We start from the raw sequence: 22416 nt of genomic DNA, 5'->3' as shown, positions 1-22416 counted from the left end.
ATCGGGTGAGTGGGCGCGGCCGACCGGGTGGTGGATGCGGTAGACCGGAGGCAGTCGTCGTCAGTCCGCAGGGAGGACCGTTGAGCGCGCAGCCGCACTCGTACGCAGCCGGCGACCCGGAGGCCGCGTTGAAGTACGCGATCCAGCACATCCGGGGGGACCGGGTGCAGATCATCGAGGGTGTGATCGAACCGGTGTCACCGAGCTGGGACCACGAAGCCGTGGCCGACTCCGTACGGGAGCAGATCGCACCCGTGCTGCGACGGCTGGAGTGCGTGGCGGGGTCGGGCAATCTGGACCTGCCGGGGAGCAGCAACTGGTACGTGCCCGATGTCGCCGTGGTGCCGAGGGCCCTGGCGAAGGGGGCCGGGGCACTGCTGCCCGACCAGACGCTGCTGGTGGTGGAGGTCACCTCCGAGTCGAACGGCAACACGGATCGCACCGTCAAGCGCAGGCGCTACGCGGAGTACGGCGCGCCGCTTTACCTACTGATCGACCGGCGGGAGCGCACCTGCACGCTCTTCGCCGAGCCGGGGCCGCTCGGCTACACGGAGGTGCACGGCCCGCACCCGTTCGGGACCCCGGTGCGGCTGCCGGCTCCGTTCGACACGGAGTTGGCGACCGACGGATTCTGAGCAGCGGCCTCGTCAGAGCGCGTCCGCGAGGTCCTGGAGGAGGCGGCGCTTGGGGCGGGCGCCGACCAGGGCCCTGACCGGCTCCCCCGCACGGAAAAGCATCAGCGTCGGCATCGACAGCACCCCGTAGGCCGCCGGGGTGGCCGGCTGCGCGTCCACGTCCAGCTCCACGATCCGCAGCCGCCCGGCCTCCTCCGCGGCGATCTCCGCGAGCACCGGCGCGATCATCCGGCACGGCCCGCACCACGAAGCGGTGAACTCCACCAGCACGGGCAGCTCGGACTCCAGCACCTGTGCGGCGAAGGTCTCGTCCGTCACGACGGTGACACGTCCGTCGGCGGCAATGGTCTCGGTGGTCATGGTGAGGGTTTCCTCTCGGTCGGTCCGTCGGCGGAAGCAGCGGCGCCCGCCCCCGCGGACGCCAGCTCGCACATCGGCTCGGCGGGCCCGGCCGCCGCCAGCTCCGCGCGGGCCAGTTGGCCCGCGACCTGGTCCCGTACCAACCGCAGCCGGTCGACGCAGGCGTCCAGCTCCGCGAGCTTGCGGCGGTAGACCGCGAGCGAGGCCGCGCAGGTGTCCCCGGCCGGATGGCCGGCCCGCAGGCAGTCCACGAACGGGCGGGTCTCCTCCAGCCCGAAGCCGAAGTCCTGGAGCGTGCGGATCTGTTCGAGCAGCCGCACATGCTCGTCGCCGTAGGAGCGATAGCCGTTGCCCGTACGGTCGGCGGGCGGCAGCAGTCCCAGGGACTCGTAGTAGCGGAGGGTACGGGTCGTGGTGCCGGCCCGTTCCGCGAGTTCGCCGATGCGCATACGGACGACCGTAGACCTTGACGTGCGCGTCAACGCCAGCCGCTTTTCACGAGCGCCGACCGCCGACCGCTGGCAAAAAGTTCCAGGATTTACGTCCGGGTGGTTGCTTGTTGCCATCCGCACTCGACAGGCTGCCCTCCAGCAACATCCCCGCACACCCGCCACGTGAGGAGCCTGGATGCACCGCCCCCTCAGATCCCGCCGCCCCTTCGGCCCCCGCCGTACGCTCACCCTCGCCACCGTCGTGTCCCTGCTGGCCGGCCTCTCCCTGACCGCCGTCACCACGACCGCCGCGCGCGCGGGCGACCCGCAGTCCGCGCGGCAGGCCGAATTCACCGCGGCGGCCCACGAGTTCGGCGTACCGCTGCCCGTACTCGAAGCGGTGTCGTACTACGAGACCCGGTGGGAGGCGCACGCCGGGCAGGAGAACGCCGAGGCGGGCTACGGCCCGATGAACCTCACCGATCTGACGGCCAGGGAGCTGGACGCCGACGGGCTGACGACCCGGTCCCCGCGCTACGCCGACCTGTTGACGGCCCCCGCCGAGCACACCGCGGCAGCCGCCGCCGCGCTCCTGGGCACGGACACCGCGTCGGTGCTCGCCGACGAGACGCGGAACATCCGCGGCGGCGCCGCGCTGCTCGCCTCGTACGCGAAGAGCTACGGCCACGGGAAGCTGCCCAGGACCACCGACGGCTGGTACGCGGCCGCCGCCCGCTACAGCCAGTCGACCGAGGAGAAGGTCGCCCAGACCTTCGCCGACGGCGTGTGGGACACCCTGCGCTCGGGCGTGACCCGCACCACGCAGGACGGCCAGCGGATCGTGCTCGCCCCGGTCAAGCGTCTGCGTCCGGACCGCGGCGACGTCCGCAAGCTCGGTCTGAAAGAGGTCACCCCGCCGAAGAGCGACCGCAAGCCCGAGTGCCCCAAGTCGCTGGACTGCGACTTCATACCGGGCGCGTACACCCTGCTCAACCCGTCGAACCTCGCGGACTACGGCAGCCACGACCTCGCCGACCGCCCCCACGGCGACCTCGACATCCGCTACATCACGCTGCACACCACCGACGAGACCTACGACGGCACCCTCGACCTCTTCCGCGACCCGACCTACGCGGCGGGCGCGCACTACGTCGTACGGTCGCAGGACGGCCATGTCACCCAGATGATCCCGACCAAGGACATCGCCTGGGACAGCGCCAACCGCTCCTTCTACCAGCACTCGATCGGCATCGAGCAGGAGGGCTGGGCGACCCACGGCGGCGCCTGGTTCAGCGAGAACCTCTACCGTTCGACGGCCGGACTGGTCCGCTACCTGGCCGCGAAGTACGACATCCCGCTGGACCGCGCCCACATCCTCGGGCACGACAACGTCCCCGGCGGCACCGAGAGCGGCGTCGCCACCCAGCACTGGGACCCCGGACCCGGCTGGGACTGGGAGCACTTCTTCGACCTGCTGGGCGCCCCCATTCACGCCACGGCCGGCAAGGGCAGCGCGGTCGTCGCGATCAAGCCGGGCTTCGCGCGCAACGAGCAGACCACGACGTACTGCGACGACGTCCAGGGCTACAAGCAGTTCCCCGGCCCCTACCGCAGCTTCGACTGCCCGGTGACCTCCGCGGCCGCGCCGTCGAGCTTCGTACCGCTGTACACCGCGCCGAGCACCACCGCGCCGCTGCTCGCCGACCCGTATCTGCACCCGTCGGGCGCCGGGACCACCGCGATGAACGACTGGGGCGACAAGGCGCCGACCGGTGAGCAGTACGTGGTCGCCGAGCGGCAACCGGGCTGGACGGCCGTCTGGTTCGGCGGTCAGAAGGCGTGGCTCCAGGACACGGCCAGGCACCCGGCGACCGTCCCGGTCACGGCGTCCCGGATCGTGCCGAAGGCGGGGAGGACCTCGATCCCCGTCTACACCACGGCCTACCCGGAGGCGTCCGTCTACCCGGCGGACTTCATCGCCTTCGAGGGCGGCGCCCCGCGCGCCCAGCTCGCCCGCGCCAAGTACACGATCCCGGCCGGGCAGTCGTACGTGGCGGCGGGCCCGGCGGTGCCCACGGACTCGTACTTCGCGATCTACTACGACGGCTCGGCGCCTTACGACCAGCACGACTTCGTCGGGCAGACCAAGGTGTACGAGATCGTCTACAACCACCGGATGGCGTTCGTGAACGCGGCCGACGTCGACGTGCTGCCGCGCTGACGGCCGCCGGTACGCGCCGGCGGCCGCCGCGCGTACCGGCCTGACCGCCTAGGTACGGTCAGCGCGGCCGGTCGCTCTCCAGCGCCTGGTGGGTGATCCGCAGCGCACGGCTCGACAGGTCGAACGTGCGCTGCGCCACGCACACGAACAGACAGTCCACCACGACCAGTTGACTGATCCGGCTGGCCATCGCGCCCGGCCGGAAGGTGGTCTCCCGGCCCGCCGACACCAGGACGAAGTCGGCGAGCCGGGCGGCCGTGGACATCGGGTGGTTGGTGATCACCACGGTGGTCGCGCCCTCGGCGGCGGCCCGGCGCAGCGGTTCGAGCACGTCCCGGCTCTCGCCGGAGTGCGAGACGGCGAGGAACACATCGCCGGGGCCCAGCAGGACGGCGCTGGTCAGCGCGGACTGCGAGTCGCCGTGCGCGTGGCAGGGACGGCCGATCCTGGCCAGCTTCTGCTGGAGGTCCTGGGCGACAAGCCCGGACGCGCCGACCCCGGCGATGTGCAACTGCCCGCCGCCGCAGACCGCCTTGACCGCGCCGGTCAGCTGCTCGGGGTCGAGCTGGGTCGCGGTCTCCCGTACCGCCTGGGCCTCGGTGTGCACCAGCTTGGCGATGACCTCGCCCGCCGAGTCGTCCTGGGTGATGCCCGAGGTCAGGGTGGAGCGGGGCTCCTGGCGGGCGGCGGAGGCGGCGAGCGCGAGCCGCAGCTCCGGATAGCCCGCGAAGCCCAGCGCCCGGGCGGTACGGACGATGGAGGACTCGCTGGTGCCGGCCAGCACGCTCAGTTCGGAGATCGTGCTGCGGGCCACCTGGGCGGGGTCCTGCACGATGAGGGTGGCGATCCGGGCGGCGGCCGGGGTGAGGGAGGGCAGCAGTCCGCGCACGGTGGCGGTGAGCGCGTCTCCCGCGTCACTGGCCGCAGTGGCGTTCGCTGCTCTGGACCCTCGGGGTCTCGGGGCGTTTTCGTGCACGGGAGAAGGATGCACCGTGAATCCTCCTCATGGGACCCGGTGCGACCGATAATCCCGTCGCAGGTCCGGCAGCCGCGCGCCCGCGTCGACTGTCACCCGTGCGGGTGACAATGTGCGCGGACGGCGGGCCCTCGGACGCGGGCGGCGGGGGAGAATGCCGGAGTGGACGAGATACGGACCGCGGCCGCGCTGCCGACCCCGCTGCTCGCGGTCGAGGACGCGGAACTGGCCCGGTACGGGGTGCGGCTGCTGCTCAAGCGCGACGACCTGATCCACCCCGAGCTGCCGGGCAACAAGTACCGCAAGCTGCGGCTCAATCTGGCGGCCGCGGCCGACGCGGGCCACGACACGCTGCTGACCTTCGGCGGCGCCTGGTCCAACCATCTGCGGGCCACCGCCGCCGCGGGCCGGCTGCTCGGCCTGCGCACGGTCGGTGTCGTCCGCGGCGACGAACTCGCCCACCGCCCGCTGAACCCGTCCCTGGCCAGGGCCGCCGCCGACGGCATGCGGCTGGAGTTCATGGACCGGGCCACGTACCGCCGCAAGGACGAGCCGGACGTGCTCGCGGCCCTGCTGGAGCGGCACGGCCCGGCCTTCGTCCTCCCGGAGGGCGGCTCCAACGCGCTGGCCGCGCGCGGCTGCGCGGACCTCGGCCGGGAGATCGGCGACGCGGCGGACGTGGTGGTGGTCGCCTGCGGCACCGGCGGCACCCTGGCCGGGCTCGCGGCAGGACTGCCGCCCTCGGCCGAGGCGATCGGCGTCGCGGTGCTGCGCGGCGGCGGCTTCCTCACCGAGGACGTACGGCGGCTCCAGAGCGAGGCGTTCGGCGGCCCGCGCGGCCGCTGGCGGGTCGAGGACCGCTTCCACCACGGCGGTTACGCCCGTACGACCCCGCGGCTCGACGCCTTCGCCGACGACTTCGCCGCACGTCACGGCCTCGCGCTCGACCGCGTGTACGTCGCCAAGACGCTGTACGCGGTCCACGCGCTCGCCGCCGAGGGCGCCTTCGCGGCCGGCGCCCGGGTGGCCGCCGTGATCACCGGGTGAACCGGCCGCCGGCCGTGGCGGCCACGACCGAGGAGCGCCCTTACGCCGGTCACATCGGACACCCGTAATCTGGTCGCATGATCCGTACAGCGACGGCCGCCGACATCCCGGTCATCCACGCCATGATCCGTGAACTCGCCGAGTACGAGCGCGCGCTGGATCAGGCGGAGGCGACCGAGGAGCAGCTGCACGAGGCGCTGTTCGGCCCCGAGGCAGTCGCCCACGCGCTGATGGCGGAGGACGATCCGGAGCCCGCCGGCCCGGGTGGGACCCCGGCTGGGTCCCCCGGTGAGGTCGCCGGATTCGCGCTGTGGTTCCGCAACTTCTCCACCTGGACCGGCACCCCCGGGCTGTATCTGGAGGATCTCTACGTACGGCCGGAGCGGCGCGGCGCCGGTCACGGCAAGGCGCTGCTGGCCGCGCTGGCGGAGATCTGCGTCGAGCGCGGATACCGCCGTTTCGAGTGGTCGGTGCTGGACTGGAACGAGAAGGCGCTGGACGTCTACCGTTCGATCGGCGCGCTGCCGCAGGACGAGTGGACCGTGCAGCGGCTGTCCGGTGACGCCCTGCGGGCCCTGGCCGCACAGAACCGGACCGGCGCCCATGCGAATTGAGATCTCGTATCACGACCCACGGTCCGTACCCGTGTGCTTACCATGGGTGACAGGGACAGCGGTGCCCGTGGTCCGTCCGGGCGACAGCCGGGTACGGATCGCGGTAGCGTCGCTGCGAACCAGAGCAATCACTGTGTGCCACCTTGGAGGTGTGGGTGTCCCAGATCGCAGGCGAGCCCGGGTCGAAGGACTTCGTCGAGGTCCGGTTGCCCGCTGCGGGGGCGTATCTGTCGGTGTTGCGTACGGCCACGGCCGGACTCGCGGCGCGGCTGGACTTCACCCTCGACGAGATCGAGGATCTGCGGATCGCCGTGGACGAGGCGTGCGCGATCCTCTTGCAACAGGCCGTGCCGGGATCGGTGCTGAGCTGCGTCTTCCGCCTGGTCGGGGATTCGCTGTGGGTCACCGTCTCGGCGCCGACCACCGACGGCCGGGCCCCGGAGCGCGACACCTTCGCGTGGACCGTGCTGTCCGCGCTGGCCGGCGAGGTGGACTCGACGGTCGCGGAGGACCGGACGGTCAGCATCAGTCTGCACAAGAAGCGCGGCGCCGTACCAGGTCTGTCGTGAGGCAGCCGTCGTGAGGCCGGGAGAGCAGCCCGTCCCGCCCGCGGAGCACGATGTGCCCGCGGCGCGCGGTCGCGCCTCCGTCCCGGCACAGCAGCCGGACCCCGTCGGGTCCGGGCCCACCGGGAGCGGGGACGCGGCACGGCCGCATCCCGACCCTGGCGGGACGGCCCTTGGGGAGGTCGGTATGGAACTGTTGGACGCGTCGGAGCGGGCGGAGCAGGCGGACCCGATGGATCAGCACGAGCACCCGGCGCGGCCGGGCGCCGAGGAGGAGGCTCCGGCCGGCGCGGTATCTCCACAGGCGGCGCCCGCGCCGGAGGGCCCGGAGACACCGGAGGGCGCGGGGGACGTGCCGCTGCCCTCGCCCGCGCCTTCGGCGGAGGGCCCGCTGCCGCAGGCCGCCGCCGGGCCGCCGCAGCGGCCCGACCCGCACGACCGTTCCGGGGCGCGCGCGCTCTTCGTGGAGCTGAACAAGCTGCCCGAGGGCTCCCCCGAGCGTGCCGAGCTGCGCAATCAGCTCGTACGGATGCATCTGCCGCTGGTCGAGCACCTGGCCCGGCGGTTCCGCAACCGCGGCGAGCCGCTGGACGATCTCACCCAGGTCGCCACGATCGGGCTGATCAAGTCGGTCGACCGGTTCGACGTCGACCGCGGGGTGGAGTTCTCCACCTACGCGACGCCGACGGTGGTCGGCGAGATCAAGCGGCACTTCCGGGACAAGGGCTGGGCGGTACGGGTGCCGCGCCGCCTCCAGGAGCTGCGGCTCGCGCTCACCTCCGCGACGGGCGAGCTGTCCCAGCGGTACGGGCGGGCGCCGACCGTGCACGAGCTGGCCGAGCACCTCAAGATCTCCGAGGAGGAGGTGCTGGAGGGCCTGGAGTCGGCCAACGCGTACAGCACGCTCTCGCTGGACGTGCCCGACACCGACGACGAGTCCCCGGCGGTCGCCGACACGCTCGGCTCGGAGGACGAGGCGCTGGAGGGCGTGGAGTACCGCGAATCGCTCAAGCCGCTGCTGGAGCAACTGCCGCCACGTGAGAAGACGATTCTGCTGCTGCGGTTCTTCGGCAACATGACCCAGTCCCAGATCGCCCAGGAGGTCGGCATCTCCCAGATGCACGTCTCCCGGCTGCTGGCCCGCACCCTGGCCCAGCTCCGGGACAAGCTGCTGATCGAGGAGTAGCCGGCGCCCACGGAGCCGTCACAAGGGCCCTCACGGGCGCGCGGACGGCTCCCTGCGGCTCCCCCTCAGGAGGACGCCGTCCTGTTGATCCCCAGCGCGTCGGTGGTCGCCGGGTGCACCAGCAGGACGACAGCGGTGAGGGCGAGCGCGCCCAGCACCGCCCCGCCCGCGATCACCGCGGCGATGTCGCTGTGCAGCATCGTCCAGGCGACCGGCAGCGACAGCAGCTGCATGATCAGCGCCGGGCCCCGGCTCCAGCGGCGGACGGCGCGCAGCCCGTGCGCGGCGGCCAGCGGCAGCGCGGCGAACACCAGCAGGAGCAGCCCGGCAAGTACGGCGTTGTCGCCGCCGGTGAAGCACATCGCGACGCCCCAGAAGGCGACGGTGAGCCCTTCGAGGGCCGCGATGGCGGCGGCCGCGGTCAGCCGCAGGGGGCGCGGTACGGGGGTCTCGGCGGGACCGGCCGCGGATTTCTCGGCGGCGGCTTCCGCACGGCCGCCACGGGCCTTGGGGCCACTGGTCTGCCCGGTCTGCTGCCGGCGCTCAGGCGTCTTGCTCACACCGGTCAGCGTAGCCCGGCGTGAAAATCCGTAGGTACGCTGTCGAGCATGCGTGCTCTCCTCGTGGTCAACCCCGCCGCCACCACCACCAGCGCGCGGGTCCGCGATGTGATCAGCACCGCGCTGTCCAGCGATCTCAAGCTGGAGGTGGCGACCACGGAGTACCGCGGGCACGCCCGGGACCTGGCGCGGAAGGCGGCGGAGAGCGGCGAGGTGGAGCTGGTGGTGTCGCTCGGCGGCGACGGCACCGTCAACGAGATCGTCAACGGACTGCTGCACCACGGCCCCGACCCGGAGGCACTGCCGAAGCTCGCGGTGGTCCCCGGCGGCTCCACGAATGTCTTCGCGCGCGCCCTGGGGCTGCCCAACGACGCGGTGGAGGCCACCGGCGCCCTGCTGGACGCGCTGCGCGCGGGCACCTCGCGCACGGTCGGTCTCGGTCTGGTGAGCGGCACCCGGGGAACCGAGGACGAGGGCGTGCCGGCCCGGTGGTTCACCTTCTGCGCGGGAATGGGCTTCGACGCGGGGGTGGTCGGACGGGTCGAACAACAGCGGGAGTTGGGCAAACGTTCGACACACGCGCTCTATCTGCGGCAAGTGGCACGGCAGTTCATGGCCGATCCGCACCGAAGGCACGGAACGATCACTCTGGAACGCCCGGACGAGAATCCCGTCCCCGGACTGACCACGGCGATAATCTGCAACACCGCGCCTTGGACGTATCTCGGCAACAAGCCGGTGTACGCCTCTCCGGAAGCGTCCTTCGACACCGCCCTTGACCTGCTCGGTGTCACGAAGATGTCCACCGTCGCGGGGGCGCGTTACGCGGCGCAACTGCTCCGTTCCACGCCGGAGCGCGGGCCCCGGGGCAAGTACGCGGTGGCGCTGCACGATCTGACGGACTTCACCTTGCATTCGCAGGCGCCACTGCCCTTCCAGGTGGACGGTGACCACCTGGGACTGCGAACGAGTGCGACCTTCACAGGCGTACGCCGTGCACTGCGCGTGATTGTGTAAGTCGAAGAGCCTAAAGTCCTTTTACTCGAACGTTTAGGCTGCCCCACACCCCATGGAAGTACGGCTGTGATGGAGGCGACACCGAGGAATCCAAAAAAACTTTCCTGAAGGGGTTGTATCTCCAGCCGAGGTTTGCGAGTCTCTTACTGGCGATCGGGACGGCCGAGCAAGCGGCCCCCTTGAGAGCCCGAATCCTCTACCTCACACCTGCGGGCCCAACCGGCGAAGGCCGGGTGGCGTCCCGTTGCCTGTGAGGGGATTCGTGAAAGCGTTCACATTCACAAGCAACGTGCTTGTCACACAAGGAGTTGGAGCAGCCATGGACTGGCGTCACCGCGCCGTTTGCCGCGAGGAAGACCCCGAGCTCTTCTTCCCCATCGGCAACACCGGTCCTGCGCTGCTGCAGATCGAGGAAGCCAAGGCCGTCTGCCGCCGCTGCCCCGTCATGGACCAGTGTCTGCAGTGGGCCCTTGAGAGCGGCCAGGACGCCGGTGTATGGGGTGGCCTCAGCGAGGACGAGCGCCGTGCGATGAAGCGCCGCGCCGCTCGCAACCGGGCCCGTAACGCCAGCGCCTGACGAACCGCCTTCCCCCCGAGCCGCAGCGCGCAGCACCTGTACACACGCGCAGCACACAGCATCGAGAAGGGCCCCGTACCAACGACGGTACGGGGCCCTTCTCTTTGTCTTTTCCGGGGCTCCGGGTTTCCGGTCCCTGGTCTCCGCGGTCCCTGGTCTCCGCGATCTCTGCGTCTCTGGACGCGGTGAACTCTCAGCCGTCCAGGGGGAGTTCAAGAACCACCCGGGTGCCGCGCCCGGGAGCCGGGACCATGTCGAACGTGCCGCCCAACTCCCCCACCACCAGGGTGCGGACGATCTGGAGGCCGAGGTTGCCGGCGAGTTGGGCGTCGAAGCCCTCCGGCAGTCCGCGCCCGTCGTCCTGCACGGCGACGGTGATCAACTCCCGCCCCCGGGTGACCGTGACATCGACCGTCCCCGACTCCGTGGGCCCGAAGCCGTGTTCGAGGGCGTTCTGCACGAGTTCGGTGAGCACCATGGACAGCGGGGTGGCCGTCTCGGCGGTGAGGATGCCGAACTTGCCGTTTCTGCGGGTGGCGACCCGGCCGGGCGAGATCTCCGCGACCATCGCCAGCACCCGGTCGGCGATCTCGTCGAACTCGACCCGCTCGTCCAGGGTCTGGGAGAGCGTCTCGTGCACGATGGCGATCGACCCGACCCGGCGGACCGCCTCCTCCAGGGCCTCCCTGGCGCTCTGGGAGTCCATCCGGCGGGCCTGGAGCCGCAGCAGCGCGGCGACCGTCTGGAGGTTGTTCTTCACCCGGTGGTGGATCTCCCGGATGGTGGCGTCCTTGGTGATCAGCTCCCGCTCGCGGCGGCGCAGTTCCGTGACGTCCCGGAGCAGGACCAGGGAACCGGTGTGCACGCCCTTGGGTTTGAGCGGAATGGCCCGCAGCTGGATGACACCGTCGCCGGCCTCGACCTCGAACTCCCGGGGCGCCCAGCCGCTCGCCAGCTTGACCAGGGCCTCGTCCACCGGGCCGCGCTCCGGGGCGAGTTCGGCGGTGGCCTTGCCGAGGTGGTGGCCGACCAGATCGGCGGCCAGGCCCAGCCGGTGGTAGGCCGACAGCGCGTTCGGGCTGGCGTACTGGACGATGCCGTCGGCGTCCAGCCGGATCAGCCCGTCCCCGGCCCGCGGCGAGGCGTCCATGTCGACCTGCTCGGCCGGGAACGGGAAGGACCCGGCGGCGATCATCTGCGCGAGGTCGGACGCGCTCTGGAGGTAAGTGAGTTCGAGCCGGCTGGGGGTGCGTACGGTCAGCAGGTTGGTGTTGCGGGCGATCACCCCGAGCACCCGGCCGTCCCGCCGTACCGGAATGGACTCGACCCGCACCGGCACCTCCTCGCGCCACTCCGGGTCGCCCTCCCGGACGATCCGGCCCTCGTCGAGCGCCGCGTCCAGCAGCGGGCGCCGGCCGCGGGGAACGAGATGGCCCACCATGTCGTCCTGGTAGGAGGTGGGGCCGGTGTTCGGCCGCATCTGGGCGACGGAGACATAGCGGGTGCCGTCGCGGGTGGGGACCCACAGCACGAGGTCGGCGAAGGACAGGTCGGAGAGCAGCTGCCACTCCGAGACAAGCAGATGAAGCCATTCGAGGTCGGAGTCGTCGAGGGCGGTCTGCTCGCGCACGAGGTCGTTCATGGAGGGCACGTCTGCGAGCGTACCGCCCGGCGGGAGCGGCGCACGGCGGGGCGTTCGGCGAGGTGGCCGGGGGTGCGACGCGGATGTTGACGGAGGGGTGCCCGGGGACGCCCGCCGGAGAACGGGTGCATGCCCCGGCGGAACGTTTGGCCGGGCCGCGTACGGGGAATTCACCGACGGAATCCGTGGCACGCCCATGGACAAGGGCCAATGGTCTAGTCCACAATTGCGGATGACAGACCTCCGCCCTCCCCGCACAGGAGAGCGGACGAGGCAAGGCGTTCTCTGCCCTGACTACGCCCTGGCCTCCAGGTCGGCCCTATCGGGCCGGAGGGGACCGCACACCCCGCCGGCCACGGCGCCGACAGCAGCTCCGGGCTGCGGTGCTGGAGAGGTTGAGGGTCCTCTCCCGGCACCGCGGCCCGAAGTGCTTTCCGGGCCCGGCCGGCGCCCCCGGACCTCCGTGTCCCCGGCAGCCGCCCCCGGCTTTCACCGGCCCCCGCGAACCGCCGGGGCGGGGCCCGCTCTGGTAGATTGGTCTATACCACACTTATCCTCTCCAGAACGGCAGGCCCAGCGTGGAAGTTGTCATCGTCCCCGACGCCGCGACAGGCGGCGAACTCATCGCGGAGGCCATGGCCGCCCTGCTTCGCCGCAAGCCCGACGCCCTGCTCGGCGTGGCGACCGGCTCCACCCCGCTGCCCATCTACCAGGCGCTGGCCGCCAAGGTGCGGTCCGGCGCGGTGGACGCCTCGCGGGCCCGGGTGTGCCAGCTCGACGAGTACGTGGGGCTGCCCGCCGGGCACCCGGAGTCGTACCGCTCGGTGGTGCTGCGGGAGGTCGTGGAGCCGCTCGGGCTGTCCGCCGACTCCTTCATGGGACCCGACGGCACGGCCGAGGACGTCCAGGCCGCCTGCGAGGCGTACGACGCCGCTCTGGCCAAGGCGGGCGGGGTGGACCTCCAGCTGCTCGGCATCGGCACGGACGGCCACATAGGGTTCAACGAGCCGTGTTCCTCGCTCGCGTCCCGGACCCGGATCAAGACGCTGACGGAGCAGACGCGGGTGGACAACGCGCGATTCTTCGACGGCGAGATCGAGGCCGTGCCGAACCACGTGATCACCCAAGGGATCGGCACGATCCTGGAGGCCCGCCACCTGGTGCTGCTCGCCACCGGCGAGGGCAAGGCCGAAGCGGTCGCCCAAACCGTCGAAGGCCCGGTCGCGGCCGTCGTCCCGGCCTCGGCCCTCCAGCTCCACCCCCACGCCACCGTCGTGGTCGACGAGGCCGCAGCCTCCAAACTCAAACTGGCCCCGTACTTCCGCGCCACATACTCGGCGAAGCCCGCCTGGCAAGGCATCTGACCACAGCGTCTGAGGGCAGCCCGCCCGGACGTTACGTATCCCCAGCCCGCCCGGCGTTTGAGGGCAGATACGCCAACGCCGGGCGAGCGCGGACCACATCCGAGCCCGCCCGGCGATTGAGGGCAGATCAAGCCCGCCCGGCGATTGAGGGCAGCGGCAACTCAACTCGACGCGGCAGAGCGCAGCGTCACCGCGGAGGTCAACGCCTCAGCCGCGGCCTCGCCGCAAACACGGGCGGCCCCGTGCGTGGCCACGTGCAGCGCCCCCACAGGCGCGGCCTGTGGAACCCCCATCTCGACCACCACAGTGTCCGGCCTCGCCGCGAGCAACGCGCCCAACGCCTCCCCCATCCACCCGTGCCGATGCACATCCCGCACAACCGCCACCACCCGCCGCTCCCCTGCGGCGGCCAGTATTTCCGTGACGTCCGCGGAGCGATACGTCCCGGTGAGCGTCCCCGGCAGCAGCCGCTCCAGCTCCGCCGCCACCCCCCACGGCGTGTCGGAACCGACCGCGATGTTCGCCACCGGCGTGAACGCGGCCACGTACGGCGCCTCGTCGAGCGGTGAGAAACCCTCCGTACGGGTGATCCGCAGGGCCCGCCTGGCGGCCTCAAGGCCGATGTCCGAGGCCCCTGCCGGGGCCCCCTCGGCCTCGGCCGCCCGCTCCCGCGCCCACGCGGCCAGCGCCCGTACCCGGGTCGCCGCGTCCGCCAGCCGCTCGGCCGGCAGCGAGCCGTCCCGTACGGCGGCGACGATCGCGTCCCGCAGGGTCAGTACGGTCTGCTCGTCGGAGAGCCCGCCGCCCACGCAGATCGCGTCCGCGCCCGCCGCCAGCGCCATGACGGAGCCGCGCTCGATGCCGTACGTGGCCGCGATCGCCTCCATCTCGATGCCGTCGGTGACGATCAGCCCGTCGTAGCCGAGGCCGCCCTGCTCGCGCGGGGCGCGCAGCAGGCCGGTGAGCACGGCCGGGCTGAGGGTCGCGGGCAGCTCGGGGTCGAGCGAGGGCACCAGGATGTGCGCGCTCATCACGACCTTGCTGCCGGCGGCGAGCGCGGCCCGGAAGGGCACCAGCTCACGGGCCTCAAGCGTCGCGCGGTCGACGTCTATCCGCGGCATCGCCAGGTGCGAGTCGGTCGCGGTGTCGCCGTGCCCGGGGAAGTGCTTGACACAGGCGGCCACTCCGGCCGACTGGAGCCCTTCGACATAGGCGGCGGTGTTGCGGGCCACCAGCTCCGGGTCCGCGCCGAAGGACCGTACGCCGATCACCGGGTTGCCCGGGTCGGAGTTGACGTCGGCCGAGGGCGCCCAGTTGAAGTTGACCCCGCAGGCGGCCAGCCGCCGGCCCAGCTCGGCGGCGACCGCGCGGGTCAGCTTGAGGTCGTCCACCGCGCCGAGCGCGAGGTTGCCGGGGAAGGAGGAGCCGCCGCGCGCTTCGAGCCGGGTGACGTCGCCGCCCTCCTCGTCGGCGGCGACCAGCACCTCCGGCCGTACGGCACGCAGCTGCGCGGTGAGCGCGGCCAGCTGTTCGGGCGACTCGATGTTGCGGGCGAACAGCCCCACCGAGCCCAGCCCTTCGCCGAGCAGCCGCAGCAGCCACTCGGGGGCGGTGGTGCCGACGAAGCCCGGCTGGAGGACGGTGAGCGCGTCGCGGGTCAGGACATCCGCAGGCATGTCGATGGAAATGACGGTCATCCCTTCACCGCCCCGGCCGTCAGGCCGGAGGCAACCTTGCGCTGAACGAACAGGAAGAAGATCACCACGGGCAGGGCGATGAGGATCGAGCCGGCCATCAGGGCGCCGTAGTCCGTACCGCGCTGCGTGGTGAAGTCCAGCAGCCAGACGCTCAGGGTGTACTTGTCGTTGTCCTGGAGGAGGACATAGGCGAACAGGTACTCGTTCCAGGCGGTCATCAGCGCGTAGATCGACGCGGCGACCAGGCCGGGGGCGAGCAGCGGCAGGATGACCCGGCGGAAGGCGGTCATCTGGCTGCAGCCGTCGACCATGGCCGACTCCTCCAGCTCCTTGGGGATGTTGATGATGAAGCCGCGCAGCATCCACACCGAGAACGGCAGGGTGGTGGCCGCGTAGACGACGATGACACCCCAGTACTCGTTCAGGCCGCCCGCCTTGTTGAGCTGGATGTAGATCGGGATCAGCATCGAGGTGGCGGGGATCAGCTGGATCACCAGCAGGGCGATGATCAGCCCGCGGCGGCCCCAGAACCGGAACCGGCCGATGGCGTACGCGGCGAGCAGTCCGATACCGATGGCGATGATCACACTGAACGCCGAGATGATCACGCTGCTCTTGACGTTGTCCCAGAAGTTGGGCATGTCCATCGCGCGCTTGAACTGGTTCAGGGTGACCGAGCTGGGATAGAGCTTCTGGTGGTAGCTGAGGATCTCCTGGCTCGGCCGGAGCGCGGTGATGATCATCCAGTACACCGGGAAGCCCATGATCACGACGGTGATCCCGCCGAGTATGTTCCAGCCCGCGCGGCGCTTCTTCGGGGTGTGGTAGGTGACTCCGGCAGCGGAGCCGGGCTTGACCGCGGCGCTCACTCGACCTCTCCGATCTTCAGCAGCTGACGCAGGTAGTAGACGGAGACGCCGGACAGCAGCAGCACGGTGATGACCGAGATGGCCGCGCCGCGGCTGAAGGAGTTGACGGTGAACGCCTGGGTGTACGAGTAGAGGCCGAGCACCTGGTAGTCCTGCTCCGGGTGGCCGTTGCGCATCAGCAGGATCTGGCCGAGCACACCGAAGTCCCAGATCACCGACAGGGTGCTGGTCATCACGAACACCGGCTTGATCACCGGGAAGGTCACGAAGCGGAAGATCCCGATACCCCGGGCGCCGTCGATCCGCGCGGCCTCCTCCAGCTCCTTGGGCACCTGGGTGAGGGCCGCGTGGAGGCTGATGGCGATGAAGGGGATGGCACCCCAGATCACCAGGCCGGCGATGATCGCCATGCCGGAGGTCCCGTTGAGGAACCAGTTGTGGCGGGTGTAGTCGACGCCGGGCAGCCGGGTGAGCAGCTGGTTCACCAGGCCGTAGTCCGAGTCGAACATAAACTTGAAGACCGAGGTGGCGACCAGCAGCGGCATCGCCCACACGGCGATCATCACGCTGCTCATGGTGATCCGCATCCAGTTGGACACCCGCTGCATCAGCAGGGCGAGCAGCAGGCCGAGCGACATCGTCAGAAGCACACAGACCACGACGAAGACCACCGTGCGGACGACCACGCCCCAGAACTCGCCGTCGCCGAGCACCGAGGTGTACTGGTCGAGGCCCACCCATGGCGGGGCGGTGCCCGACCAGAGGTTGTTGCGGCGCTCGTCCTGGAAGGACAGCACGATGGTGTCGACGAGCGGATAGCCGAGCACGCCCGCCATGATCAGCAGCGCCGGGGTGATCAGCAGATAGGGCAGGGTTCTGCTCTGCCGGTTCCGGGGGGTGGTACGGCCGGAGCCTTTGGTGGCTGACCGGTGCGAGGCGGGCGGCGGCCCGATCGGGCGTCCTCCCGTCACCTGCCCGGAGGCATGCGTGTCGGCGGCACTCATCTGCGCTGACCTTTCTTCGGTGTCCATGCCGGGATACCGGGGCGGGCGGCCCGCATCGGCGGACCGCCCACCCCTGTTGCCAACCTCTGGGTCAGGAGGCGTTGTTGATCAGCGAGTTGATCTTGTCGTCGGCGGTCTTGGTGGCATCCGCGACGCTCTTGCCCTTGATGATGTCGAGCAGCATCGTCTTGAGGATGCCCTGCTTCTCGATCGCGGCCCAGCCGGGGGCGATCGGGGTGAACCAGGCGTCCGGCACCGCGTTGGCGGCGGCGGCCGTGGCCGGGTCGGCCTTCATCGGCTCAAGCTGCTTGGTGTTGTTCGGGAGGGTCTGCTTCGAGACCAGGATGGCCTCGTTCTTCTCGCTGGTGAAGTCGGCGATCCACTCCTTGGCCAGGTCCTGGACCTTGGACTTGCTGATCACCGCGAGGTCCGAGCCGCCGATGAAGGACGGCAGTGCCTTGCCGTTCGGGCCGGGCATGGTGGCCGTCTTGATGGCGTCCTTGAGCTTGGCGTTGCCGTTCGGCGGGGTGATGACGCTGCCCGCCTCCCAGCCGTTGCCGTAGATCAGGCCGGCCTTCTCGTGGGCCATGACGTTGGCGTGGTCCGCCTCGTCCTTGGTCTGGTCGCCGTGGTTGTACTTCTTCACCAGGTCGATGAAGTGCTGGATGCCCTGCTGGGCCGCCGGGCTCTCCAGGTCGGCGGTCCACGTGGTGCCGTCGGTCTTGGCGATCTGACCGCCGTACGCGGCGACGTACGACATGGCGGCGTACCAGTACTGGCCGGGCAGGTACAGCGGCGAGTAGGTCTTGTCGCTGCCCTTCTTCGCCTCGATCTTGTCCAGGGCGGCGGTCAGCGCGTCCTCGGTGGCCGGCAGGTCGGCGGAGCCGGTGGCGGCCTTGAAGTCGTCGGAGTTGTAGATCGCCACGCGGGCACCGGCGTAGTAGGGCACGCAGTAGAGCTTGCCCTGGTAGGAGCAGGTGTCCTCAAGACCCTTGATCCAGGTGTCCGAGTTCGCGAACTGCTTCTTGTCCACATCGGCGAGTGCGCCGTTGAGGATGTACGTCTGCGTCTCGGTGTTGCCCAGTTCCACGATGTCCGGCGCGCTGGAGCCGGAGAGCGCGGCGTCCAGCTTCTGGATCTTGTCGCTCCACTGCTGGTACTGGACCTTGACCTTGACGTTCGGGTACTTCGCGGCGAAGGCGTCGTTGGCGTTCTTCACGGCGTCGGGCCAGGTGCTCTGGGCCTCCGACATGAGCCAGACCGTCACGGTGCCGGAGCGGTCGGCCGGCTTGGCGGCCGCCTTGTCGTCCTTCTTGTCCGAACCGCCACACGCCGCGACACCAGCGATCATGGTTGCGACGCCGACCGCCGCGATGAGCTTGCGCTTCATGCCACCCTCCTCAGGATGCCCGAAACTCCCCCCACCGCCCGAAATGCCGGCTGTCGCGAGACACGCTGCAGCCGCGTCCTGCTCGTGGGTCTGGGATTGGTGATGAATGGTTTAGACCAGTAACGGGAGCTTGGCCTAGACCTTTAGGGGTGTCAAGGGTGTATAAGAACACCCGTCGGGTCTGTTATCGGACCGACACCTGGGAGAGATCCAGCCACCACCGCCTCCCTTCGCGGGGGGCGCTCGTGCCACCATGTGAGCCGCGATCAACGGAGGAGCCGGTGACGGCAGCACGACAGCAGTCGGGAGTAGACCTCATGCAGAGCGACGCGGGCACCAGCGCGGACACCACGGGGAACGGCACCGCGGGCCGCACCGCCCGTGTGCCCAAGTACTACCGGCTCAAGCGCCATCTCCTGGACATCACCCAGACGATGCCGCCGGGCACCCCGGTGCCCCCGGAACGCACCCTGGCCACCGAGTTCGACACCTCCCGCACGACCGTGCGGCAGGCACTCCAGGAACTCGTGGTCGAGGGCAGGCTCGAACGCATCCAGGGCAAGGGCACCTTCGTCGCCAAGCCCAAGGTCTCCCAGGCGCTCCAGCTGACCTCCTACACCGAGGACATGCGGGCCCAGGGTCTGGAGCCGACCTCCCAACTGCTCGACATCGGTTACATCACGGCCGACGACCGGCTGGCCGGACTGCTGGACATGAAGACCGGCGGCCGGGTGCTCCGGATCGAGCGACTGCGCCTGGCCAACAGCGAGCCGATGGCGATCGAGACCACCCACCTGTCCGCGAAGCGCTTCCCCGCGCTGCGCCGCAGCCTGGCGAAGTACACCTCGCTCTACACCGCCCTGGCCGAGGTCTACGACGTCCGGCTGGCCGAGGCCGAGGAGACCATCGAGACCTCGCTCGCCACCCCGCGCGAAGCCGGACTGCTCAGCACCGACGTCGGTCTGCCGATGCTGATGCTCTCCCGGCACTCGATCGACACCACCGGGGAGCCGGTCGAGTGGGTCCGTTCGGTCTACCGAGGCGACCGCTACAAGTTCGTCGCCCGCCTCAAACGTCCGACGGACTGAACCTTACCCGATAGTGGCCGCAACCGGACAAATGGTCGGCCGTTCACCCCCGTTAGTGACAGAAATGAACTGGAGTGGTGACGGCCGTCACTCGCCTCCCATAGATTCCCCTAGGTTTTCACGACGCCTCACAGGTCGCTCTAGGGGACGGGAGCAACACCCATGTCGGACGAACAACCCGAGACACCGCCGCCCGTCATCAGCCGGTTACGGGTGCTGGCCGGTCTCTGCCTGGCCATTCCGCTCGTCGCGCTGCTGTGGGTGGACTCCTACGCGCGGCTGACGCCCGCCTTCATCGGGATTCCGTTCTTCTACTGGTACCAGATGGCCTGGGTGCCGGTGGCGGCCCTGCTGACGTACGCCGCGTACGTGCTGGTCCGCCGTGAGGAGCGGGCGCGCAAGGGGGGTGCGGCCAAGTGAAGGACGGTGTGAACGGCGTCGCACTCGGCGTCTTCATCTTCTTCTTCGTCGCCGTCACGGTGCTCGGCTTCCTCGCCGCCCGCTGGCGACGCGCGGAGAACGCCCTCCACCTCGACGAATGGGGCCTGGGCGGCCGGAGCTTCGGCACCTGGGTCACCTGGTTCCTGCTGGGCGGCGACCTCTACACCGCGTACACCTTCATCGCCGTCCCGGCGGCGATCTACGGCGCGGGCGCGGCCGGCTTCTTCGCCGTGCCGTACACGATCATCACCTACCCGCTGGTCTTCCTCTTCCTGCCGCGGCTGTGGTCGGTCTCGCACAAGCACGGCTACGTCACCTCGTCGGACTTCATCCGCGGGCGGTTCGGCTCCAAGAGCCTGTCGGTGGCGATGGCGCTCACCGGCATCCTGGCGACCATGCCGTACATCGCGCTCCAGCTGGTCGGCATCCAGGCCGTGCTGGACGTGATGGGCGTGGGCGGCGGCGACTCGACCAACTGGTTCGTCAAGGACCTCCCGCTGCTGATCGCGTTCGGTGTGCTGGCCGCGTACACGTACTCCTCCGGGCTGCGGGCGCCCGCGCTGATCGCCTTCGTCAAGGACGCGCTGATCTACATCGTGATAGTGGTGGCGATCATCTACATCCCGTACAAGCTGGGCGGCTTCGACGACATCTTCGGCAAGGCGAGCCAGGCGTACGCGGTGAAGAACCCGGTCACCGGGGCGCCGCGCGGCTCGCTGGTGACCGGGCCGCAGGCGCAGTGGGCGTACGCCACGCTCGCGCTGGGCTCGGCGATGGCGCTCTTCCTGTACCCGCACTCGGTGACGGCCGTGCTCTCCGGCAAGAGCCGTGACGTGATACGGCGCAACACCGCGATCCTGCCGCTGTACTCGCTGATGCTGGGCCTGCTGGCGCTGCTCGGCTTCATGGCCCTCGCGGACGGCGTCGGCAAGGGCGTCAAGGGCTACAACGCCCAGCTGGCCATCCCGCAGCTCTTCGAGAACATGTTCCCGTCCTGGTTCGCGGGGGTGGCCTTCGCGGCGGTCGGCATCGGCGCGCTGGTCCCGGCGGCGATCATGTCCATCGCGGCGGCGAACCTCTTCACCCGCAACATCTACAAGGACCTGATCCGGCCGGACGCCACCCCCGAGGAGGAGACCCGGGTCTCCAAGCTGGCCTCGCTGGTGGTCAAGGTCGGCGCGCTGGCCTTCGTGCTGACCATGGACAAGACCGTCGCGATCAACTTCCAGCTGCTCGGCGGGATCTGGATCCTCCAGACCGTGCCCACCATCGTCAGCGGACTGTTCACCCGCTGGTTCCACCGCTGGGCACTGCTCGCGGGCTGGCTGGCCGGCATGGGATACGGCACCTGGAAGGCGTACGAGCAGTCCAGCCCCGCCCAGGCGCACTTCGGCGGCAGCTCGGACATGATCCCGGCGATCGGCGAGAAGGGCTACATCGGGCTGACCGCCATCGTGCTCAACGTGGGGGTCGCGGTCGTGCTCACCTTCGTGCTGCGCGCGCTCAAGGCGCCCGCGGGCTCCGACGAGACCACCCGGTCCGACTACACCGCCGAGGCCGGGGAGCGCGATGTGACGCCCGAACTGCCCGCCCCCGCGGGAGCCTGACCCCCGGCTCCTTCCGCCGCGTCCTGGGCCCCCTGGGCGGCCCGCGCGGACCCGCCTTCCGCGACCCTGTCGGGGTCGCGGAAGGTGCGGCGGTAGGACTGCGGGGTGGTGCCCGTCCAGCGGCTGAAGTGGTGCCGCATCGTGGCCGCGTTGCCGAACCCGGCGCGGGCCGCCACCGCGTCCACCGTGTCGTCGGTGCCCTCCAGCAGCTCCCTGGCCAGCAGCACCCGCTGGCCCAGCAGCCAGCGGTACGGCGTGGTGCCGGTCTCCTGCTGGAAGCGGCGGGCGAAGGTGCGCGGCGACATATGGGCCCTGGCCGCCAACTCCTCGACCGTCACCTCGCGGTCGAGATGCCGCTCCATCCACGACAGCACCCCGGTCACCGTGTCGCTGGTGGCCCTGGGCAGCGGCCGGTCGACGTACTGCGCCTGGCCGCCCTCCCGGTGCGGCGGCACGACCATCCGGCGGGCGATGCCGTTGGCCACCGCGCTGCCCTGCTCCTTGCGCACCAGGTGCAGACAGGCGTCGATCCCGGCCGCCGTGCCCGCCGAGGTGATCACCCCGGAGTCGTCCACGTACAGCACGTCCGGCTCGACCCGGGCCTCGGGGTAGCGGCCGGCCAGCAGTTCGGTGTGCCGCCAGTGCGCGGCGCAGCGCCGGCCGTCGAGCAGCCCGGCCGCGCCCAGCACGAAGACGCCCGAGCAGACGCTGAGCACCTTCGCGCCGCGCTCCACCGCCCGGCCCAGCGCCCGCAGCAGCTCGGGCGGGAAGCCGCGCCGGGCGTAGGCGTCGCCGGAGGGTACGGCGATCAGATCGGCCTCCTCCAGCCGGTCCAGGTCGACCGAGGTGACGAGGCCGAACCCGGCGTGCGTGCCCAGCAGCGGGCCTTCGGCCGAGACGACCGCGAAGTCGTACACCGGCAGCCCGTCGTCACGCCGGTCCAGGCCGAAGACCTCGCAGACCACCCCGAGTTCGAAGGGGTGGACGCCGTCCAGGAGCGCGACCGCCACATTCTTGAGCATGGCGTCGAGCATGCCACGTGGCAGGATGTTGTGGGAGTACGTCAGTGCTGCCACTGTCCGCGGGTAAGCGGTCAAGCCACGCTTGACCCATGACCGTACTCC

At 70.5% G+C, this 22416-nt stretch carries 22 protein-coding genes; 12 read left to right on the top strand and 10 right to left on the bottom strand.

Features of this window, described 5'->3' with window-relative positions:
• The first annotated feature begins 80 nt into the window (after window positions 1–80).
• Complete coding sequence (locus OHA30_RS24380) at window positions 81–635, top strand: Uma2 family endonuclease (RefSeq protein WP_328915999.1); 555 nt, start codon at window positions 81–83, stop codon at window positions 633–635.
• Between the two features lie 12 nt (window positions 636–647).
• On the opposite strand, the gene trxA is transcribed toward OHA30_RS24380, so the two are convergent.
• Together trxA and OHA30_RS24370 are read right to left on the bottom strand one after the other, a co-directional pair.
• Window positions 648–995 (bottom strand): thioredoxin, encoded by a 348-nt coding sequence (gene trxA, locus OHA30_RS24375; protein WP_328915998.1) that lies wholly within the window; start codon window positions 993–995, stop codon window positions 648–650.
• The gene (locus OHA30_RS24370; RefSeq protein WP_328915997.1) at window positions 992–1444 is read right to left on the bottom strand and encodes a MerR family transcriptional regulator; all 453 of its coding nucleotides are present in this window, start codon (window positions 1442–1444) and stop codon (window positions 992–994) included. Before OHA30_RS24370 ends, trxA begins: the two co-directional genes overlap by 4 nt.
• A 178-nt stretch (window positions 1445–1622) precedes the next feature.
• Between OHA30_RS24370 and OHA30_RS24365 the strand changes: the two genes are divergently transcribed.
• Window positions 1623–3647 (top strand): N-acetylmuramoyl-L-alanine amidase, encoded by a 2025-nt coding sequence (locus tag OHA30_RS24365; RefSeq protein WP_328915996.1) that lies wholly within the window; start codon window positions 1623–1625, stop codon window positions 3645–3647.
• A gap of 58 nt (window positions 3648–3705) precedes the next feature.
• Here OHA30_RS24365 and OHA30_RS24360 read toward each other — a convergent pair whose 3' ends face one another.
• Window positions 3706–4623 (bottom strand): MurR/RpiR family transcriptional regulator, encoded by a 918-nt coding sequence (locus tag OHA30_RS24360; protein ID WP_328915995.1) that lies wholly within the window; start codon window positions 4621–4623, stop codon window positions 3706–3708.
• Window positions 4624–4785: 162 nt separating this feature from the next.
• Here OHA30_RS24360 and OHA30_RS24355 point away from each other — a divergent pair, with 162 nt between their 5' ends.
• The 4 genes from OHA30_RS24355 (at window position 4786) to OHA30_RS24340 (ending at window position 8036) form a co-directional block, all read left to right on the top strand.
• A complete protein-coding gene (locus OHA30_RS24355; protein ID WP_328915994.1) occupies window positions 4786–5670 on the top strand; it encodes a 1-aminocyclopropane-1-carboxylate deaminase/D-cysteine desulfhydrase in 885 nt (294 codons plus the stop codon).
• Between the two features lie 77 nt (window positions 5671–5747).
• The gene (locus OHA30_RS24350; RefSeq protein ID WP_328915993.1) at window positions 5748–6284 is read left to right on the top strand and encodes a GNAT family N-acetyltransferase; all 537 of its coding nucleotides are present in this window, start codon (window positions 5748–5750) and stop codon (window positions 6282–6284) included.
• Between the two features lie 155 nt (window positions 6285–6439).
• Entirely contained in the window at window positions 6440–6853 is a 414-nt protein-coding gene (locus tag OHA30_RS24345) for an anti-sigma regulatory factor (RefSeq protein WP_093740726.1), read from the top strand.
• 184 nt (window positions 6854–7037) lie between these two features.
• Window positions 7038–8036 (top strand): RNA polymerase sigma factor SigF, encoded by a 999-nt coding sequence (locus tag OHA30_RS24340; RefSeq protein WP_328915992.1) that lies wholly within the window; start codon window positions 7038–7040, stop codon window positions 8034–8036.
• A gap of 65 nt (window positions 8037–8101) precedes the next feature.
• On the opposite strand, the gene OHA30_RS24335 is transcribed toward OHA30_RS24340, so the two are convergent.
• Entirely contained in the window at window positions 8102–8596 is a 495-nt protein-coding gene (locus tag OHA30_RS24335) for a hypothetical protein (RefSeq protein ID WP_405785341.1), read from the bottom strand.
• Between the two features lie 48 nt (window positions 8597–8644).
• Here OHA30_RS24335 and OHA30_RS24330 point away from each other — a divergent pair, with 48 nt between their 5' ends.
• Complete coding sequence (locus OHA30_RS24330; protein ID WP_328915991.1) at window positions 8645–9613, top strand: diacylglycerol/lipid kinase family protein; 969 nt, start codon at window positions 8645–8647, stop codon at window positions 9611–9613.
• 319 nt (window positions 9614–9932) lie between these two features.
• Window positions 9933–10190, top strand: a complete 258-nt coding sequence (locus tag OHA30_RS24325; protein WP_037913060.1) for a WhiB family transcriptional regulator — start codon at window positions 9933–9935, stop codon at window positions 10188–10190.
• 193 nt (window positions 10191–10383) lie between these two features.
• Here the strand turns inward: OHA30_RS24325 and OHA30_RS24320 are convergent, their stop codons facing one another.
• On the bottom strand, window positions 10384–11832 hold the full coding sequence (locus tag OHA30_RS24320) for a sensor histidine kinase (protein ID WP_328917977.1): 1449 nt from the start codon (window positions 11830–11832) through the stop codon (window positions 10384–10386).
• A gap of 578 nt (window positions 11833–12410) precedes the next feature.
• Between OHA30_RS24320 and nagB the strand changes: the two genes are divergently transcribed.
• The gene (nagB, locus tag OHA30_RS24315; RefSeq protein ID WP_328915990.1) at window positions 12411–13196 is read left to right on the top strand and encodes a glucosamine-6-phosphate deaminase; all 786 of its coding nucleotides are present in this window, start codon (window positions 12411–12413) and stop codon (window positions 13194–13196) included.
• Between the two features lie 161 nt (window positions 13197–13357).
• Here the strand turns inward: nagB and OHA30_RS24310 are convergent, their stop codons facing one another.
• The 4 genes from OHA30_RS24310 to OHA30_RS24295 form a co-directional block, all read right to left on the bottom strand.
• Window positions 13358–14893, bottom strand: coding sequence for a glycoside hydrolase family 3 protein (locus OHA30_RS24310; protein WP_328915989.1), 1536 nt, complete (start codon window positions 14891–14893; stop codon window positions 13358–13360).
• Window positions 14890–15762 (bottom strand): carbohydrate ABC transporter permease, encoded by an 873-nt coding sequence (locus OHA30_RS24305; RefSeq protein WP_328915988.1) that lies wholly within the window; start codon window positions 15760–15762, stop codon window positions 14890–14892. The genes OHA30_RS24310 and OHA30_RS24305 overlap by 4 nt, the downstream gene beginning before the upstream one ends.
• A complete protein-coding gene (locus tag OHA30_RS24300) occupies window positions 15759–16766 on the bottom strand; it encodes a carbohydrate ABC transporter permease (RefSeq protein WP_328915987.1) in 1008 nt (335 codons plus the stop codon). The genes OHA30_RS24305 and OHA30_RS24300 overlap by 4 nt, the downstream gene beginning before the upstream one ends.
• A gap of 91 nt (window positions 16767–16857) precedes the next feature.
• Window positions 16858–18156, bottom strand: a complete 1299-nt coding sequence (locus OHA30_RS24295; RefSeq protein ID WP_328915986.1) for an extracellular solute-binding protein — start codon at window positions 18154–18156, stop codon at window positions 16858–16860.
• 317 nt (window positions 18157–18473) lie between these two features.
• Here OHA30_RS24295 and OHA30_RS24290 point away from each other — a divergent pair, with 317 nt between their 5' ends.
• The 3 genes from OHA30_RS24290 (at window position 18474) to mctP (ending at window position 21292) form a co-directional block, all read left to right on the top strand.
• Window positions 18474–19244, top strand: coding sequence for a GntR family transcriptional regulator (locus OHA30_RS24290; protein ID WP_328917976.1), 771 nt, complete (start codon window positions 18474–18476; stop codon window positions 19242–19244).
• A 162-nt stretch (window positions 19245–19406) separates the two neighbouring features.
• Window positions 19407–19664 carry a DUF3311 domain-containing protein gene (locus tag OHA30_RS24285; protein WP_328915985.1) on the top strand — a complete coding sequence of 86 codons (258 nt, stop codon included), beginning with the start codon at window positions 19407–19409 and terminating at the stop codon, window positions 19662–19664.
• Window positions 19661–21292 carry a monocarboxylate uptake permease MctP gene (mctP, locus tag OHA30_RS24280; RefSeq protein ID WP_328915984.1) on the top strand — a complete coding sequence of 544 codons (1632 nt, stop codon included), beginning with the start codon at window positions 19661–19663 and terminating at the stop codon, window positions 21290–21292. Before OHA30_RS24285 ends, mctP begins: the two co-directional genes overlap by 4 nt.
• Here the strand turns inward: mctP and OHA30_RS24275 are convergent.
• Window positions 21229–22314 carry a GlxA family transcriptional regulator gene (locus OHA30_RS24275; protein WP_328917975.1) on the bottom strand — a complete coding sequence of 362 codons (1086 nt, stop codon included), beginning with the start codon at window positions 22312–22314 and terminating at the stop codon, window positions 21229–21231. The two genes, mctP and OHA30_RS24275, sit on opposite strands and share 64 nt — an antisense overlap.
• Between the last annotated feature and the right edge of the window lie 102 nt (window positions 22315–22416).

Origin of the sequence: Streptomyces sp. NBC_00223, assembly GCF_036199905.1 — a bacterium.
Lineage (GTDB): Bacteria > Actinomycetota > Actinomycetes > Streptomycetales > Streptomycetaceae > Actinacidiphila.
This window is presented reverse-complemented; position numbering and strand designations above follow the sequence as displayed.